This is a genomic window from Lysinibacillus sp. G01H, assembly GCF_028872195.1.
Taxonomy (GTDB): Bacteria; Bacillota; Bacilli; order Bacillales_A; family Planococcaceae; genus Lysinibacillus; species Lysinibacillus capsici.
Map to the genome: position 1 here is coordinate 4,053,623 of NZ_CP118397.1, position 15,998 is coordinate 4,069,620.

A 15,998-nucleotide genomic window follows, 5' to 3' on the forward strand; every position below is an offset into this window, starting at 1 on the left:
TCCGCTTACGCTTTTTCAATAGGTGCAAATTGAGCAAGTAATCGCTTTATACCAATTGGTTGTGGGAATGCGATATCGAGCTCTGTACTATCACCTTCACCTTTTACACTAACAACCATACCTGTTCCCCATTTTTTATGAATCGCCTTATCTCCAGCCTTCCATCCAAATTGATCTCCGCCCGTTGCTTGTAAACGTGCTGTGGCAGGTTGTGTTTGCTGAATAGCACCAAGTGTACGTTTTTGATGGCCACCGGTTGAACGATTGTTAGTAGCAAATGGTACTGTTGATGTTGTCCCTGCCTTAGAAATTGACTCTGTAATATCTTGAGAAATTTCACCTAAAAATCGGGAGGCATTATTAAAGCTTGAACGACCAAAAATCGTACGGCTTTGGGCACAGGTTAAATATAGACGTTCCTCAGCACGGGTCACACCTACGTACATAAGGCGGCGTTCCTCTTCCATTTCATCTTGATCGTCTAGTGAGCGGGAATGTGGGAAGATGTTTTCCTCCATACCGATTATAAAGACAACTGGGAACTCTAAACCTTTAGCTGCATGCATCGTCATTAAAATAATATTGCCTTTGGATGCATCCTCTTTGTCGAGTGCATCAATATCAGCTATAAGGGCTAAATCTGTTAAAAAGGCAATTAAGCTTTTATCATCACTGCGCTCTTCAAAAGCCTTTGTGACAGATAAAAACTCTTCAATATTTTCTAAACGGCTTTCTGCTTCAATTGTTTTTTCGTTTTGTAACATTGCTCGATAACCCGATTTATCAATAACTTGCTCCACAATTTCAGTGACAGACAGATATTCCTGCATTTGTGTAAAGCCTTTAATCATGGCATAAAATTGCTCAGCCGAATTTGCTGCTTTCCCTGATAGTCCCATGAAAACAAGATCATTCATCGCGTCAAAAATCGAACGATCCTGATCTATTGCATAACGTGCCATTTTTTCAAAGGAAGTTGCACCAATACTGCGCTTTGGCTCATTAATAATACGTGCTAGTGATAAATCATCATCATTATTAGCAATAAGTCGTAGATATGCTAGTAAGTCCTTTATCTCTTTTCGATCATAGAACTTTGTTCCGCCTACTATTTGATAGGCCATATTGGACTTAACAAGTACTTCTTCCATTACACGAGATTGAGCGTTTGTACGATATAAAATAGCAAAGTCATCAAAGGAACGATTTTCTTTTTCAATTAACTGTTGAATCGTTTGTACAACAAATTGCGCTTCCTCCTGCTCGTTATAAGCTTTATATAGTGCAATCTTTTCACCTTCTGAATTTTCTGTGCGTAATTCTTTTGGGTAACGTGTTGTATTATTTTGAATGACGTCATTGGCTGCTTGTAGGATGCGTTTAGTTGAACGATAATTTTGCTCTAGCATAATCACCTTTGCAGTAGGATAATCCTTTTCGAAGGATAGGATATTCCCAATATCTGCACCACGCCAACGATAAATAGACTGATCGGAATCACCTACAACACAGATATTTTTAAATTTCTTTGCTAGTAACTGTACAAGTAAATACTGAGATTTATTGGTATCTTGATATTCATCGACATGAATATATTGAAATTTATTTTGATAATATTCAAGCACTTCAGGTACACGTTTAAACAACGTAATCGTCGTCATTATTAAATCATCAAAATCAAGGGATTGGTTGCGGCGTAATCTTTTCTCATAGCCTTTATAGACACGTGCAACTGTTTGTTCATAAGGGTTTTTATCATTCATTTGTCCAGCGTAATCATCCGCTGCTATACACTCGTTTTTTGCCGCACTAATAGCATTTAAAATTGCTCGTGGCTCAAAACGTTTTGGGTCAATATTTTCTTCCTTCATCACATTTTTGATGACTGAAAGCTGATCCGTAGAATCTAAAATAGAGAAATTACGAGAAATGCCTAGTTGATCGATATTACGACGTAAAATCCTTACACACATGGAGTGGAAAGTCGACACCCACATACTATCGCCAGTACCATTGCCAAGAATGCCATCAATACGATCTCGCATTTCTCGTGCTGCTTTATTTGTAAATGTAATCGCTAAAATCTTAGAAGGATATACTTCCTTTTCGATAACTAGGTAAGCAATACGATGTGTTAAAACTCGTGTTTTTCCTGACCCAGCACCTGCCATAATGAGTAATGGTCCTTCAGTTGTTTTAACTGCTCTTTCTTGTTCAGGATTCATGCCTGCTAGTAAATTTTTTGTTAACTGTTCCATTTCGCACCGCCTTACAAACATTTGTTCTAAAATTATAACGTATTTTTAACAGCCTTAACAGTCGCAAGTGCAGCTTTTAAATCTTCATAAATAATATTTCCAACTACTACCGTATCAGCAACGCGTGCCATTTCCTCTGCTTGCTTTGCAGATTTTATGCCACCACCGTAAAAGAGTTTGGTATGCTTCAGTTCGTTTTTCACAGCACTGACTACCTCTAGATTGCCATACATTCCACTGTACTCTAAATAAAAAACAGGTAGTTTAAAGAAATTCTCTGCCATGCGTGCATAAGCTACCACATCATCAATCATTAAATCTGTTTTCGCACCCGTTACATGGGCTACTTTACAATCAGGATTTAAAATACAATATCCTTCCGCTACTAATTCATCCCATACCATAATATCGCCGTATTCTTTAATAGCCTCATGATGTAAATTTTTAATCCATTTTGGATCATCACTATTTAATACCGTTGGGATGAAATAATAGTCGTAACCTGGTGTTACCGCATCGATCGTAGAAATTTCAAGCGCTATCGGCACCTCAAAACGACGCACTCGAACAAGTAAATCTAATACCCCATCCAACGTTACATTATCAGTTCCCCCCACTAAAATAACATCTGTCCCAGACTCGCAAATTTTTTCTAATGCTTCATCGGAAATGTCCTTCGCTGGATCTAGCTTGAACACATGTCTCCATTCCAAATAATCCATCTATGTTTACCACCTATCATTTTCTATCTATTCGTTTACAAGTATAGCTTATGATTCACGACAAAAAAATGAAAAAGACCGAGTAGAACTTCTACTCAGCCTTTTTTCTGACTATTCTTTTGGTGCTTGGAATGGTTTTTCATCAGGATACAAACGACCTAACATTTCATCATATGTATCATTCCCATAATCGAAGCAGCGACGCACGCGCGAAATAGTTGCAGTACTTGCCCCTGTTTCCTTTTTAATGGATTCGTAGGTTTTCTTTAATCGTAATAAATGTGCAACCTCAAAGCGTTGTGCCAACGATTGTATTTCACTAATCGTACATAAATCATCAAAAAACTTATAGCATTCCTCGATGTCCTTCAACTCTAACACTGCTTTAAATAATTGATCTGTTTGATGCCCCCGAATTTTTTCGATTTGCATGCAATTTTCCTCCCTTTAAGGCTGCGTTTTCACCATTGCTTGTAACCCTGGCGAAGCTGGTACGAAATGAACCCACGACTTTCCTGGTACAAGCTTTACAGGATCCCCTGTTTGCTCTACAGCCATTGGTATTCCATTAACATTAGCCCATTTGACTTCCCTCAAATAGCCATTTTGAAATACATACGCATTTCCACCAGACGTTAAATCAATTGCTTGGCGACCAATATCATCGATTGTTTGGTGATCCATTTCGAAAAATAGAACATTTGCCAATGACACTGTTTCGCCTGTTAACATATCTTTTGTGTCCACGCTAGCCGATTGTCGTTCATAGTGATTAGTTTGATGATCATACACATACGCGTTATGGAAATCTTCATTATTTCCGTAATAAATGTCAACTTGACTTGTTTCAATACCTATTTTACCACGTTCATCAGGTTCATAAAAAGCCTGAAGTACTTTTTCACTGTAATTCATTGAAGCGCCTACCATTTCAGCACCTTTTAGAATGTTGTCGGATGTAATATAGGAATTGTGTGGCGCAACGCGGTCGTTAGAACGTTTAAACAGAATACCATCATAAGCCATACCGTTGATATTGTCGACGATACGATGATCAAGCATTGTTTTCGCCTCTGGACTATAGCCATGTGCTACATAAAAGGCATCAAATCCCTTGGCCATATCGATAAAATAAGAGCGTGCACTACGAACCGGCCCAATATTTTCTGGCAGTTCACTTTGGTATACTGCTAAAAAGCGTGTCACATTACCTTCTGCAAGCATTTCATAAATGATATCCGCCGCAGCTAAGCCTGATTGTGGACGTGCCGCTGGATGATTATTAATGGTTACGATAATTGGTCGCTGTATAATTTCTTCTTGTACAGCCTCCCCAGTAAGTGGTGCAACAAAAGCTGGTTGTTGCACAGGCTCCTCCACTACTGCTTCTTCCTCTACAATTGGTTCTTCATCCTCTTTGACTTTTGGTGTATCCTTTGAACATCCCCCGATTACCAAAGCACTAAATGCAAAAGCAATCCATAATTTTTTCGATTTGAACACAAGCATATCTCTCCTTTGAACAATTACACATATTTGTAATTGTTTAAACAACTGAAACACTTTCATGAATTAGCGCATAACAGCAGGTAATAATAACTTATTCTTCATCACATCGAAAATTCCTTGTGGTGTTATACGAATATATGGTAAATGAGTAGATTGTAAAAATAATAATGTATAAATGGCATCTCCTAATTGATAGCCTCTATCTGCTAAAGCTTGTTTTAATGCCTTTTCTTTGTCTGTTAAAGTGAATAAATCTCCATCATACAAAAGTCCACCAATTGTTAATGGAATATCCGCTATAACTTCTCCTTTTTCAACGAGAACAATACCCCCATTCATTGCTTTCATTTCTTCGAATGCTTTCATCATATCGTCTTTATTTTTTCCAATTAACAATATGTCACCCGTGTTGGAATAAGAGGATGCAAAGCCTTGGACATCTGTTGCAAATCCTTTAATCATTGTATTTACATGCCAGTTGCCTTTTCGATTAATGAGCATTAAATAGCACTCATCATGATTTCCCAATTGCCCTTCTTTAGCAATTAAAGAATTATAAGGCTTTGTAATCACATCATTAACTAATTGAATCCCAAACGGCATAGAAAACTGGAAATCCTGTGAATCTAATGAGAAATCTAAATCTAACGTTGGGATGGCAGAATAATCAATTGTCGCCATTCTATGCACCCGATCCCCATCACGTTTCAACCAGACACCCTTTGATAAGACACTTTCTGGAACAGGATTATATTCATCTTGTAAAATATTGAGTGAAGCAAAACGCCCTGTTGCGATAAAACCATGTAAATTAGACATGTTGTAATAACGTGCTACATTATAGGAAGCCATTTGGTAAGCATCAATAGGAGATACCCCTGCATCTAAAGCTACTTGAATGCATTTATCCATCACACCATCCTCATGGAATGAAGGTGTTGAACCGTCTGTTGTCATCATTAAATGATCAAAGATTGGAAGTTCTTTTTCTACTATTCCTTTTAGTAGATGTGGTAAATCTGGTCGAATGGAAGAATGACGTAAAGTTACAGCATAGCCCTGCATAATACGACGCTCTACCTCTTCTACTGTCATTGCCTCATGATCACCATCAGCACCAAGCAGTTTCATGCGTGCCAATGTTCTTTCTGAAGCTCCAGGGAAATGTCCTTCAATTTTTTTTCCCAGTCCCTTAGCCATTTGCATACGATAAAGCATTTGATCGTCACCATGCAACAGCTTAGGCCAGCCTGTCAACTCTCCACCAAGTAAGACATCACCTCGCTCTAACCACTCTAATATAGAAGTGTTAGAGAAAACCTCTTCCTCTTGCTCCAATTCAGTTTGTGAGTCAAAGCGAGTCCACCAATAAAAAGAAAACGGTAGCTTTTTCAAACTCTCTAAAATTGAAAACGCTTTCTTATTTTCTAAATTTAAAACAAAGCTTAAATTATCCGAAATAAAAGTTGTTGTCCCAAGCTGACCACAAAAATCTGCAAATGACTGTGGATGATAAAGCTGGAATGGGTGTACATGTGGCTCAATATAGCCAGGTACGATTGTTTTTCCTGTACAATCCACCACTTCTGTTCCTTCTAATAAAGGAGGCATTCTGTCACCAGCATAGACAATGCGATCTCCCAAAATCCAAATGTTTCCTACTATGAATTGCTTTAACATACTATGCAAATAACGTGCATTCTTCAGCACGATATCTGGTGCCTTTTTCCCATCGATTACTGCTAATTGTTGACGTATTTTTGTTATTTTCCATACTGGATCCATGCTATTCGCTCCTTCCTAAATTACGTAATTTTTCATTGTGTAAATCCAACTTGAAATCACATACTACTACTGCATAATCGCATATTTTCAAAAAAATTATGCTTTATGCAATCATCTTGTTTCAATCGTAACACAGCACTTTCATAAAGCAAAGTGCACCTCGCTTATTTTTTCCACAATGACTAAAGGAGGAAGTATGATGATGCAGCAAGCAAATTTAAGCGAAAAGAATGCATTTTGTCGTTTTGCCATGGGGACGAGTTTGACCGCATTTGGTATCGCTAAAGTTTCTAGAAATCCTAATTGTACAAAAGGTCGATTAATGATTGCATTAGGTGCCATGAAAATGGCCGAAGGACTTTTTAAATATTGTCCAACGAAAGCAGTTTTAAGCTCCAATATGCAGAATGCCATGAACACCTCTATGCAAAGTATGTTCAGCGGGCAAAATTCTATGTCTACTGAACAAATCGATAAGCTCATGAAGGATTTTTCCTCTGCTATAGCTGGTAATTCTTCAGGTTCACAAGCTACTGCTTCAAAACAATCTGACACCAGCACTTCAACTCAAAATTCCTCAAAGAGTAGTGATTCTTCAACGAATAAAGCTCAGAATCCTTCTTAGTCAAAGGAGCCGTCCCAATCTATTATTGAGACGGCTCTTACCTCTTACGTTTTGAAACAACAAGAGGTTTCAAAAGACGATAAAAAATATTTAGTGAAAATAATAATTACTTAAATGTACGCCAGCCAATATCTTTACGGAAGAAAAAGTGATCCCATGTTTCCGTTGCAATACCTTCATAAACCTTTTCCTGTGCTTCTTGTAAAGTAGCTGCTTTTGCACCAACTAACAATACACGTCCACCATTACCAACGAATTGACCGTCTACTAATTTTGTACCTGCATGGAAAACTGCATGTGATGTCGAAAGTGCCTCTAAATTTGGTAATACCTTACCTTTTTCAACGTCTCCTGGGTAACCCTCTGCTGCAATGACTACACCAAGCATTGCTTCTTCTGACCATTGTAAATCAAAAGGCTGTTCATCCATTAACGCCATCATAAATGCACCAAAATCTGAAACCATACGTGGCAATACAACTTGCGTTTCTGGATCACCAAAACGAGCATTAAACTCTATGACCTGAGGGCCTTTCTTCGTTAAAATTAACCCTGCGTATAAAATACCTGTAAAGGAAGCACCATCTGCCTCCATCCCTTTAACAGTTGGTTCTACAATAGTTTGAAAAGCACTATCTACTACCTCTTGTGGAATTTGTGGTACTGGTGAATAAGCACCCATACCTCCTGTATTTGGTCCTTTATCACCGTCATAAGCTCGTTTATGATCTTGTGCAATAACCATCGGATAAATTTGTCCTTTGTGTACAAAAGACATAAAGGAGAATTCTTCACCGTCTAAAAATTCCTCAACGACAACACGTGAAGAGGATTCACCAAAACGTTGGTTTCCAATCATATCCTGTACTGCTTCAATTGCTTCTTCCTCTGTCATTGCCACGACAACGCCCTTACCAGCCGCTAATCCATCAGCCTTAATGACAATAGGCGCCCCTTGTTCTTTAATATAGGCTATTGCTTTTTCTGCTTCAGTAAATGTTTCATGTGCTGCTGTAGGAATATTATATTTATTCATAATTTCCTTCGCATAGGATTTACTGCTTTCTATTTGAGCAGCAACTTTTGTAGGACCGAATATACGTAAACCTCTAGCTGTAAAGAAATCGACAATGCCTTCAGCAAGCGGCTGTTCTGGGCCAACAAATGTTAATGCAATATCATTTTCCTTGGCAAATTGAGCGAGACCTGCGAAATCCATTGTATCAATAGCAACAACTTCTACTTCGCCCCGCATCCCATCATTTCCTGGCGCTACGAACACGTTGTTCACTGATGGAGAAATGCTGAATTGTTTAGCGATTGCATGCTCACGACCACCGCTTCCGATTACTAATACATTCATTTTAGAGAATCCTCCTCTTTGTAAGTAAGACCGAGATGAACCAACATCTCGGTCTGTTTTCATTTCTATATAATTCAACAATTAATGTTTAAAATGACGTACACCTGTGAATACCATCGCAATGCCGTATTCATTTGCTTTATCAATGGAATCTTGATCTTTAATGGAACCACCTGGTTGAATAATTGCTGTAATTCCTGCAGCTGCTGCCGCCTCCACAGTATCGCTCATTGGGAAAAATGCATCTGATGCTAATGCAGCACCTGTCGCTTTTTCTCCAGCTTGTTCAAAGGCAATTTTAGCTGCACCTACACGATTCATTTGCCCTGCGCCAACCCCAAGAGTCATTTGAGAATCTGTTACAACAATCGCATTGGATTTCACATGTTTGACAACAGACCAACCAAGTTGCAATGCTTCCCATTCTTGCTCTGTTGGTTCGCGATCTGTCACCACTTTAATATCCGCATTGCCAAAGCCATAACGATCTGGCTCCTGTACAAGAAGCCCACCCTCAACTGATACTACATTGAATGAATCTTGTTTCGCTTGCTCGAAAGGAATTGTTAGTAAGCGAATATTTTTCTTTTTCGTTAAAATATCTAATGCTTCTTGTGAGAAAGCAGGTGCAATAATAATTTCTAGGAAAATATGACTTAGCTTCTCAGCAGTTGCTGCGTCCACTTCCATATTTAATGCGATAATACCGCCAAAAATAGATGTTGGATCTGCCTCATATGCTTTATCGAATGCTGCCTCTAACGTGACACCTGTGCCAACACCACATGGATTCATATGTTTCACGGCTACAGCAGCTGGCATTTCAAATTCTTTTACAATTTGCAATGCTGCATTACCATCTTGAATATTATTGTAAGATAACTCTTTACCATGTAATTGTGTAGCATAAGCTAATGAAAAGTCAGAGCCAAGACGCTTTTGGTAGAAGGCCGCTTTTTGGTGAGGGTTTTCGCCATAGCGTAAATTTTGCTTTAATTCATATGTCATCGTTAAGCTCTCTGGGAACTCTTCTTCAGTCAGATAGTTTGAAATATAAGAATCATAAGCGGCTGTGTGACGGAAAACTTTCGCAGCTAGTTTACGACGTGTTTCAATTGTTGTAGCACCGTCCGCTTTAAGTTCCTCTAATACTGTTGCATAGTCATTGCTGTCCACGATTACTGTTACATATTGATGGTTTTTTGCAGCAGAACGTAACATTGTTGGACCACCGATATCAATGTTTTCAATTGCATCATCCCAAGTTACATTAGGCTTTGAAATTGTTTCAACAAACGGATAGAGATTAACACAAACAATTTCAATTGGTTCAATTCCATGCTCATTCATCTGTGCTTGATGAGAGACATCATCAAACTTTCCTAATAGACCACCGTGAATCATTGGATTTAAAGTTTTCACACGACCATCTAAAATTTCAGGAAACTTCGTTACTTCATCTACTGCTGTTACAGCTACCGCATTATCCTGTAACATTTTTTTTGTACCGCCAGTTGATAAAATTTCATAACCTAATGCTACTAATTCCTTTGCAAATTCTAAAATACCATCTTTATTGGAAACACTGATTAATGCACGTTTTGTCACAACAATATCCTCCTAATTTTTATCGTGCTGTCCACGAACTGACTTGCTTCAATAGATTAATAGAGTTAGGTCTTACTTGTTGAGTAGGATTCTCGACCTAACTCCCTCTTCAGTTACTGTAATAATAGCTTTAATGCCTTTGTATATAATAAATGCTCTTGTTTATGAATTTCAGCTTCTGTTGCCTCGCGATTTCCTTCAATGACAGGTACCGCTGCCTGAGCGATAATTGGTCCAGTATCCATTCCTTCATCAACAAAATGCACAGTTACACCTGTTATTTTCACACCATGATTAATGGCTTGTCCAATAGCGTCCTTTCCAGGAAAGGCAGGCAATAGGGACGGGTGAATATTAACTATTCGCTGTGGAAAGGCTGCTAATAATACGTCACTGATTAATCGCATATACCCAGCAAGCACAATCCATTTCACATCGCACTCATGCAAAGCTTCGATAATAGCTGTCTCATAAGCTGTCTTCGAGACAAACTCTTTTGGATTCAATGCTAACACTGGAATCCCAAAGTTTTCAGCACGCGTTACTACAAATGCTCCAGGCTTATCTGTGACCACAAGTGCGACCTTTGCATGGAGTTCACCACGTTCAATGGCCTCTTGAATGGCTTGAAAATTGCTACCGCTACCTGACGCGAACACGGCTATTTTTGTTGGTGCAGTCATTACACTAAACTCCCATCATGTGAGCCATTAAATACTACTCCGTCACCTTTAATAACACGTCCGATTGTATAAGCCTTTTCACCATTTGCTTCAACTGCAGCGATTACTTTATCAGCTTCAGTTTCTGGCACAGCTATTACAAAGCCAATACCCATGTTAAACACATTATATAAATCTTTATCTTCTAGCTGACCTTTATCTTTTAGGAATTCAAAGATACGTAATACAGGCCAAGAACCTAAGTCGATTTCCGTTGCTAGTCCCTCTGGCATCATGCGTGGTAGATTTTCATAGAAACCGCCACCTGTAACATGTGCACAGCCATGTATATCTGCTGCCTTTAAAGCTGCTAGCACAGGTTTAGCATATAGCTTTGTTGGCACTAGAAGCGCCTCACCGATTGGGCCTAGATCTTCATAGCCTTCTACAATAGCATCCACAGCATATTGATGATCTGCAAAGACAATTTTACGCACTAAAGAATAACCGTTTGAATGTACACCACTTGATGCAATCCCAATAAGTACATCGCCTTCTACGATTTCTTCACCTGTTACGATAGCAGACTTTTCACAAGCGCCTACCGCAAAGCCAGCTAGATCATATTCATCTTCTTCATAAAGTCCAGGCATTTCCGCAGTTTCGCCACCTATTAAGGCCGCACCTGATTGCACACAGCCATCTGCAACACCTTTGACAATTTGTTCGATTTTTGCTGGCTCTGCTTTTCCAAGAGCTACGTAATCTAAAAAGTACAGTGGTTCTGCTCCTTGGGCAACAATATCATTTACACACATTGCTACACAGTCCACACCGATTGTATCGTGTTTGTCTACCATGAAGGCTAGCTTTAGCTTTGTTCCAACACCATCTGTCCCTGAAATAAGAACAGGTTCTTTAAGATTCAGTTCTGACAAGTCAAACATGCCACCAAAACCACCAAATGTCCCCATTACACCTAGACGGTTCGTACGTTCAACATGAGACTTCATTCGTTTTACGGCTTCATAGCCCGCTTCAATATTTACACCTGCTTGTTCATATGCCTTTGACACGCAGAGTTCCTCCTTATCATCCAAGTCGCCTAAGTTTCCTAGATAGAAATGACTGTAAGACACTAATTTGTTGCGATGTTGTTCTTAACGTAATAATTCTTTTTCATGTGGCAAAATCGTATCTGGGAAAATCTCTGTTGGATATTTGCCTGTAAAGCATGCAAGGCAAAGTCCTCGGTTTTCATCTTCGTATGGTCGTGCAATTGTTTCTACCATCCCCTCAACAGAAAGGAATGTTAGAGAATCTGCTCCAATTGCTTCACGAATTTCATCTACATTATGACTAGAAGCAATCAGTTCTTCATGCGTTGATGTATCAATGCCATAATAACAAGGATTTGTCATCGGTGGTGATGAAATCACAACATGAACTTCCGCTGCGCCAGCATCTTTAAGCATTTTGACAATGCGACGAGATGTTGTACCACGAACGATAGAATCATCTACCATTACTACTTTTTTTCCTTTTACGACTTGAACTACAGGTGAAAGTTTCATTTTCACACCACGTTCACGTAACTCTTGTGTCGGCTGAATAAACGTACGACCAACATAACGATTTTTAATAAGACCTAATTCATAAGGAATTCCACTTTCTTCTGCAAAACCAATCGCTGCGGAAATACTTGAATCAGGAACACCTGTTACAACATCTGCCTCAATATGCGCACACTCACGAGCAAGCTGTTTACCCATACGTTTTCGTGCCATATGAACGTTAATACCATCAATATCCGAATCAGGACGTGCTAAATAAACATATTCCATCGCACACATCGAACGTTTATCCATATCAGCAAAACGATCTGATTTTACGCCCTCATCATTAATAATGATTAATTCACCTGGTTCTACCGAACGAACAAATTCTGCACCAATTAAATCGAATGCACAAGTTTCAGAAGCAACCACCCAGCCATCTCCTAGCTTTCCAAGAGATAGTGGACGTAAACCATGTGGATCACGTGCAACAAGCATTTCATCCTTTGTCATAATTAAGAAAGAATAGGCACCCTTTAAAAGAGATAGGGCATTTTTCACCTTCGCACGGAATGGTGAATGCGAACTTTTCTTAATAAGATGCGCCAACACTTCTGTATCAGAGCTAGAGTGGAAAATGCTACCTTGTCGCTCTAAATATTGCTTTAAATGTGTCGCATTGACTAAGTTACCGTTATGGGCAATAGAAAGGCTACCAGTTGAGGAGTGGAATAATAATGGCTGTACATTTTCGATACCGCCACCACCAGCAGTCGTATAACGAACATGCGCAATAGCCGCTTTGCCGTTCACTGCTTTTAATTTATCTTCGTTGAAAACATCATTAACTAGTCCTTCGCCTTTCACCGCGCGAAGATGCTGTCCGTCTGAAACGACAATTCCAGCGCCTTCTTGTCCACGGTGTTGAAGAGCATGAAGCCCGTAATAGCTAAGGTGTGCTGGATTTGGGTTACCCCAAATACCAAACACCCCACATTCTTCGTTTAAGCCTCTGAGTTCAGCAAGCATGGGATTGCTCCTTTCCAATTAGAACGGAATTCCTCCACTGTACCTTCTACAAGCACACCTTTGTCCCCGTTGATTTTCACAAGTGCATCGTTTGTTACGACACCAATTCTTTGAGCATCTTTCATGATTTCTACAAATGCTGCAGCATTTTCTTCTTTAACTGTGACAACAAAACGAGATTGACTCTCACTGAATAGCGCAGTTGTTGCAGAGCCTGTTAATGTTACATCCACACCAAGACCGTTAGCGCCAAATGTTGTTTCAGCAATCGCCACAGCTAGACCACCCTCTGCTACATCATGCGCAGATTGAACAAGGCCTGCTTTAATCGCCTTTAATAAAGCTTGCTGACGTGTCGCTTCAACCTCTAAATCAATAGCTGGCGCTTTCCCTGAAATAACACCATTATTTAAAAGTTTTTGAAGCTCTGAACCGCCAAATTCTGTTTTCGTCTCACCAATGACAAAGACAAGATCTCCTGCTGCCTTTACATCCTGTGTCGTTACATGTGCTAAGTCTTCAATAAGACCAACCATACCAATTGTCGGTGTTGGATACACCGCTTCACCTGAACGTTCATTATAAAGAGAAACGTTACCTCCGATTACTGGAGCATTTAATGCCGTACAAGCTGCCGAAATACCATCCGCAGATTTTTCAATTTGCCAGAAGATTTCTGGTTTCTCTGGATTACCGAAGTTTAAGCAATCTGTAATCGCAAGTGGCGTACCACCAGTTGCCACGATATTACGAGCTGCTTCGGCTACTGCAATAGCACCACCCACTTCTGGATCTAAATAGATATAACGTGAGTTACAGTCTGTTGTCATTGCCAACCCTTTATTTGTGCCACGTACTCGAATAACGGCAGCGTCAGAGCCTGGTTTAACAACTGTTGATGTACGTACCTGATAATCATATTGATCGTATACCCATTCTTTAGAAGCAATTGTCGGTGCTTTTAATAAAGCATTAAGTGTTTCTTTGTAATCTGTCACAGCAGGTTCAGTATTTTCGATTGCTTGGAACTGAGCATAGTATGCAGGTTCTGCAGATGGTTTATGATAAACAGGAGCATCTTCTGCTAATGCGTCTGCAGGTACCTCTGCCACTACTTGTCCTTTGTGTAGCAGACGAAGCATTTTATCATCTGTAACGCGACCAATCGCTACTGCATCTAAATCGTATTTATCGAAAATCGCTTTAATTTCATCTTCGCGACCTTTTTTCACCACTAAAAGCATACGTTCTTGAGACTCAGACAACATCATTTCATACGCTGACATTTCTGTTTCACGCTGAGGCACTAAGTCTAAGTTCATTTCTACACCAGAACCAGCCTTTGAAGCCATTTCTGCTGAAGAAGACGTAAGACCAGCTGCACCCATATCTTGAATACCAACTAGAGCATCCGATTTTACAACCTCTAAACAAGCTTCAAGTAAAAGCTTCTCCATAAATGGATCTCCAACTTGTACTGCTGGACGTTGGTTTTCTGATTCCTCAGTTAATTCCTCAGAGGCGAATGTTGCACCATGAATACCATCACGGCCTGTTTTCGCTCCAACATACATCACTGTATTACCTACACCAGCTGCAATGCCTCGTTGAATATCCTTATGATCAATTAAACCGACACACATAGCATTCACAAGAGGATTACCTTCATAACAAGGATCAAATTGAATTTCTCCACCTACTGTTGGGATTCCGATACAGTTACCATATCCTGCGATTCCCGCTACTACTTCTTCAAATAGATATTTACCACGTGCTGACTTTAATTCACCAAAGCGTAATGAGTTTAACATTGCGATTGGACGTGCACCCATTGAGAAAACGTCACGGATAATACCACCCACACCCGTTGCAGCCCCTTGATAAGGTTCTATTGCAGATGGATGGTTATGTGATTCCATTTTAAACACTACTGCTTGTTCGTCACCAATATCAACAATACCTGCACCTTCACCTGGTCCTTGTAGTACCTGTGGCCCTTTAGTAGGGAATTTACGTAGTACTGGCTTTGAATTTTTGTACGAGCAGTGTTCAGACCACATTACTGAGAAAAGACCTGTCTCTGTCCAGTTAGGTAGACGTCCTAAAATACCTTCTACCATTGCAAATTCTTCGTCTGACATCCCCATTCCAGCGTATAGCTTCTCATCTTTAATCTGCTGTGCTGTTGGCTCAAACTTAGTTGTTGACATGATTTTCCCTCCACTGCTTCACGATTGATTTAAATACTGCTAGACCGTCTGCGCCGCCCACCAGTGCATCAACAGCTCGCTCTGGGTGTGGCATCATCCCTAATACATTGCCGCGCTCGTTTATAATCCCTGCGATATCTTCTAAAGAACCGTTTGGATTGTCACCTGAGTATGTGAATACGATTTGATTATTATCTTTTAGTGATTGTAAAGTTTCCTCGTCACAGTAGTAGTTACCTTCACCATGTGCGATTGGAATATTGATGATTTGACCTTGCTCATATTGATTTGTGAATAATGTATTGTTGTTTTCAACTTTAAGCTGCACTGTACGGCACATAAATTTTAAGTTTTTATTGCGCAATAAAGCTCCTGGCAATAAACCTGCTTCCGTTAGGATTTGGAAGCCATTACATACACCTAATACAGGTTTACCAGCATCTGCTGCCTTCTTAACTTCTGTCATAATGTTAGATTGATTAGCCATTGCACCACAACGAAGATAATCCCCATAGGAGAATCCTCCAGGTACTAATACACCATCAAAACCACTTAGATCTGTTGCTGTATGCCATACATATTCTACTTCTTCACCTAGCTCGTCTTTAATCGCATGATACATATCGATGTCACAGTTTGACCCAGGGAATACGAGTACTGCGAATTTCATG

The 15,998-nt window shown here is 39.6% G+C and carries 13 protein-coding genes; 1 reads left to right on the plus strand and 12 read right to left on the minus strand.

The features are described from left to right. Positions 1-5: 5 nt before the first annotated feature. The 5 genes from pcrA to PSR12_RS20680 form a co-directional block, all read right to left on the minus strand. Positions 6-2,258 carry a DNA helicase PcrA gene (gene pcrA / locus PSR12_RS20660; protein WP_221682783.1) on the minus strand — a complete coding sequence of 751 codons (2,253 nt, stop codon included), beginning with the start codon at positions 2,256-2,258 and terminating at the stop codon, positions 6-8. Positions 2,259-2,290: 32 nt separating this feature from the next. Further along, positions 2,291-2,980, minus strand: a complete 690-nt coding sequence (locus PSR12_RS20665; RefSeq protein WP_274770348.1) for a heptaprenylglyceryl phosphate synthase — start codon at positions 2,978-2,980, stop codon at positions 2,291-2,293. 111 nt (positions 2,981-3,091) lie between these two features. Next, positions 3,092-3,412, minus strand: a complete 321-nt coding sequence (locus PSR12_RS20670) for a YerC/YecD family TrpR-related protein (protein WP_004225717.1) — start codon at positions 3,410-3,412, stop codon at positions 3,092-3,094. A 15-nt stretch (positions 3,413-3,427) separates the two neighbouring features. Beyond that, complete coding sequence (locus PSR12_RS20675) at positions 3,428-4,483, minus strand: DUF3048 domain-containing protein (protein WP_312129485.1); 1,056 nt, start codon at positions 4,481-4,483, stop codon at positions 3,428-3,430. Positions 4,484-4,552: 69 nt separating this feature from the next. Further along, positions 4,553-6,274, minus strand: coding sequence for an adenine deaminase C-terminal domain-containing protein (locus PSR12_RS20680; protein ID WP_274770354.1), 1,722 nt, complete (start codon positions 6,272-6,274; stop codon positions 4,553-4,555). 199 nt (positions 6,275-6,473) lie between these two features. On the opposite strand from PSR12_RS20680, the gene PSR12_RS20685 reads away from it, so the two are divergent. Then, positions 6,474-6,899, plus strand: a complete 426-nt coding sequence (locus PSR12_RS20685) for a YgaP-like transmembrane domain (RefSeq protein ID WP_255601702.1) — start codon at positions 6,474-6,476, stop codon at positions 6,897-6,899. Positions 6,900-7,005: 106 nt separating this feature from the next. On the opposite strand, the gene purD is transcribed toward PSR12_RS20685, so the two are convergent. The 7 genes from purD to purQ all read right to left on the minus strand — a co-directional run bounded on the left by purD (position 7,006) and on the right by purQ (position 15,997). Beyond that, a complete protein-coding gene (gene purD, locus PSR12_RS20690) occupies positions 7,006-8,262 on the minus strand; it encodes a phosphoribosylamine--glycine ligase (RefSeq protein ID WP_274770355.1) in 1,257 nt (418 codons plus the stop codon). Positions 8,263-8,343: 81 nt separating this feature from the next. Beyond that, positions 8,344-9,870, minus strand: coding sequence for a bifunctional phosphoribosylaminoimidazolecarboxamide formyltransferase/IMP cyclohydrolase (purH, locus tag PSR12_RS20695; protein WP_221682777.1), 1,527 nt, complete (start codon positions 9,868-9,870; stop codon positions 8,344-8,346). 113 nt (positions 9,871-9,983) lie between these two features. Further along, a complete protein-coding gene (purN, locus tag PSR12_RS20700; RefSeq protein ID WP_274770358.1) occupies positions 9,984-10,553 on the minus strand; it encodes a phosphoribosylglycinamide formyltransferase in 570 nt (189 codons plus the stop codon). Beyond that, complete coding sequence (gene purM, locus PSR12_RS20705) at positions 10,553-11,608, minus strand: phosphoribosylformylglycinamidine cyclo-ligase (RefSeq protein WP_257520626.1); 1,056 nt, start codon at positions 11,606-11,608, stop codon at positions 10,553-10,555. The genes purN and purM overlap by 1 nt, the downstream gene beginning before the upstream one ends. Before the next feature lie 84 nt (positions 11,609-11,692). After that, positions 11,693-13,117, minus strand: a complete 1,425-nt coding sequence (gene purF, locus PSR12_RS20710) for an amidophosphoribosyltransferase (RefSeq protein ID WP_004225733.1) — start codon at positions 13,115-13,117, stop codon at positions 11,693-11,695. After that, the gene (gene purL, locus PSR12_RS20715; protein ID WP_274770361.1) at positions 13,093-15,327 is read right to left on the minus strand and encodes a phosphoribosylformylglycinamidine synthase subunit PurL; all 2,235 of its coding nucleotides are present in this window, start codon (positions 15,325-15,327) and stop codon (positions 13,093-13,095) included. The genes purF and purL overlap by 25 nt, the downstream gene beginning before the upstream one ends. Further along, positions 15,314-15,997, minus strand: coding sequence for a phosphoribosylformylglycinamidine synthase subunit PurQ (purQ, locus tag PSR12_RS20720; protein WP_048394895.1), 684 nt, complete (start codon positions 15,995-15,997; stop codon positions 15,314-15,316). The genes purL and purQ overlap by 14 nt, the downstream gene beginning before the upstream one ends. Position 15,998: the final 1 nt, after the last annotated feature.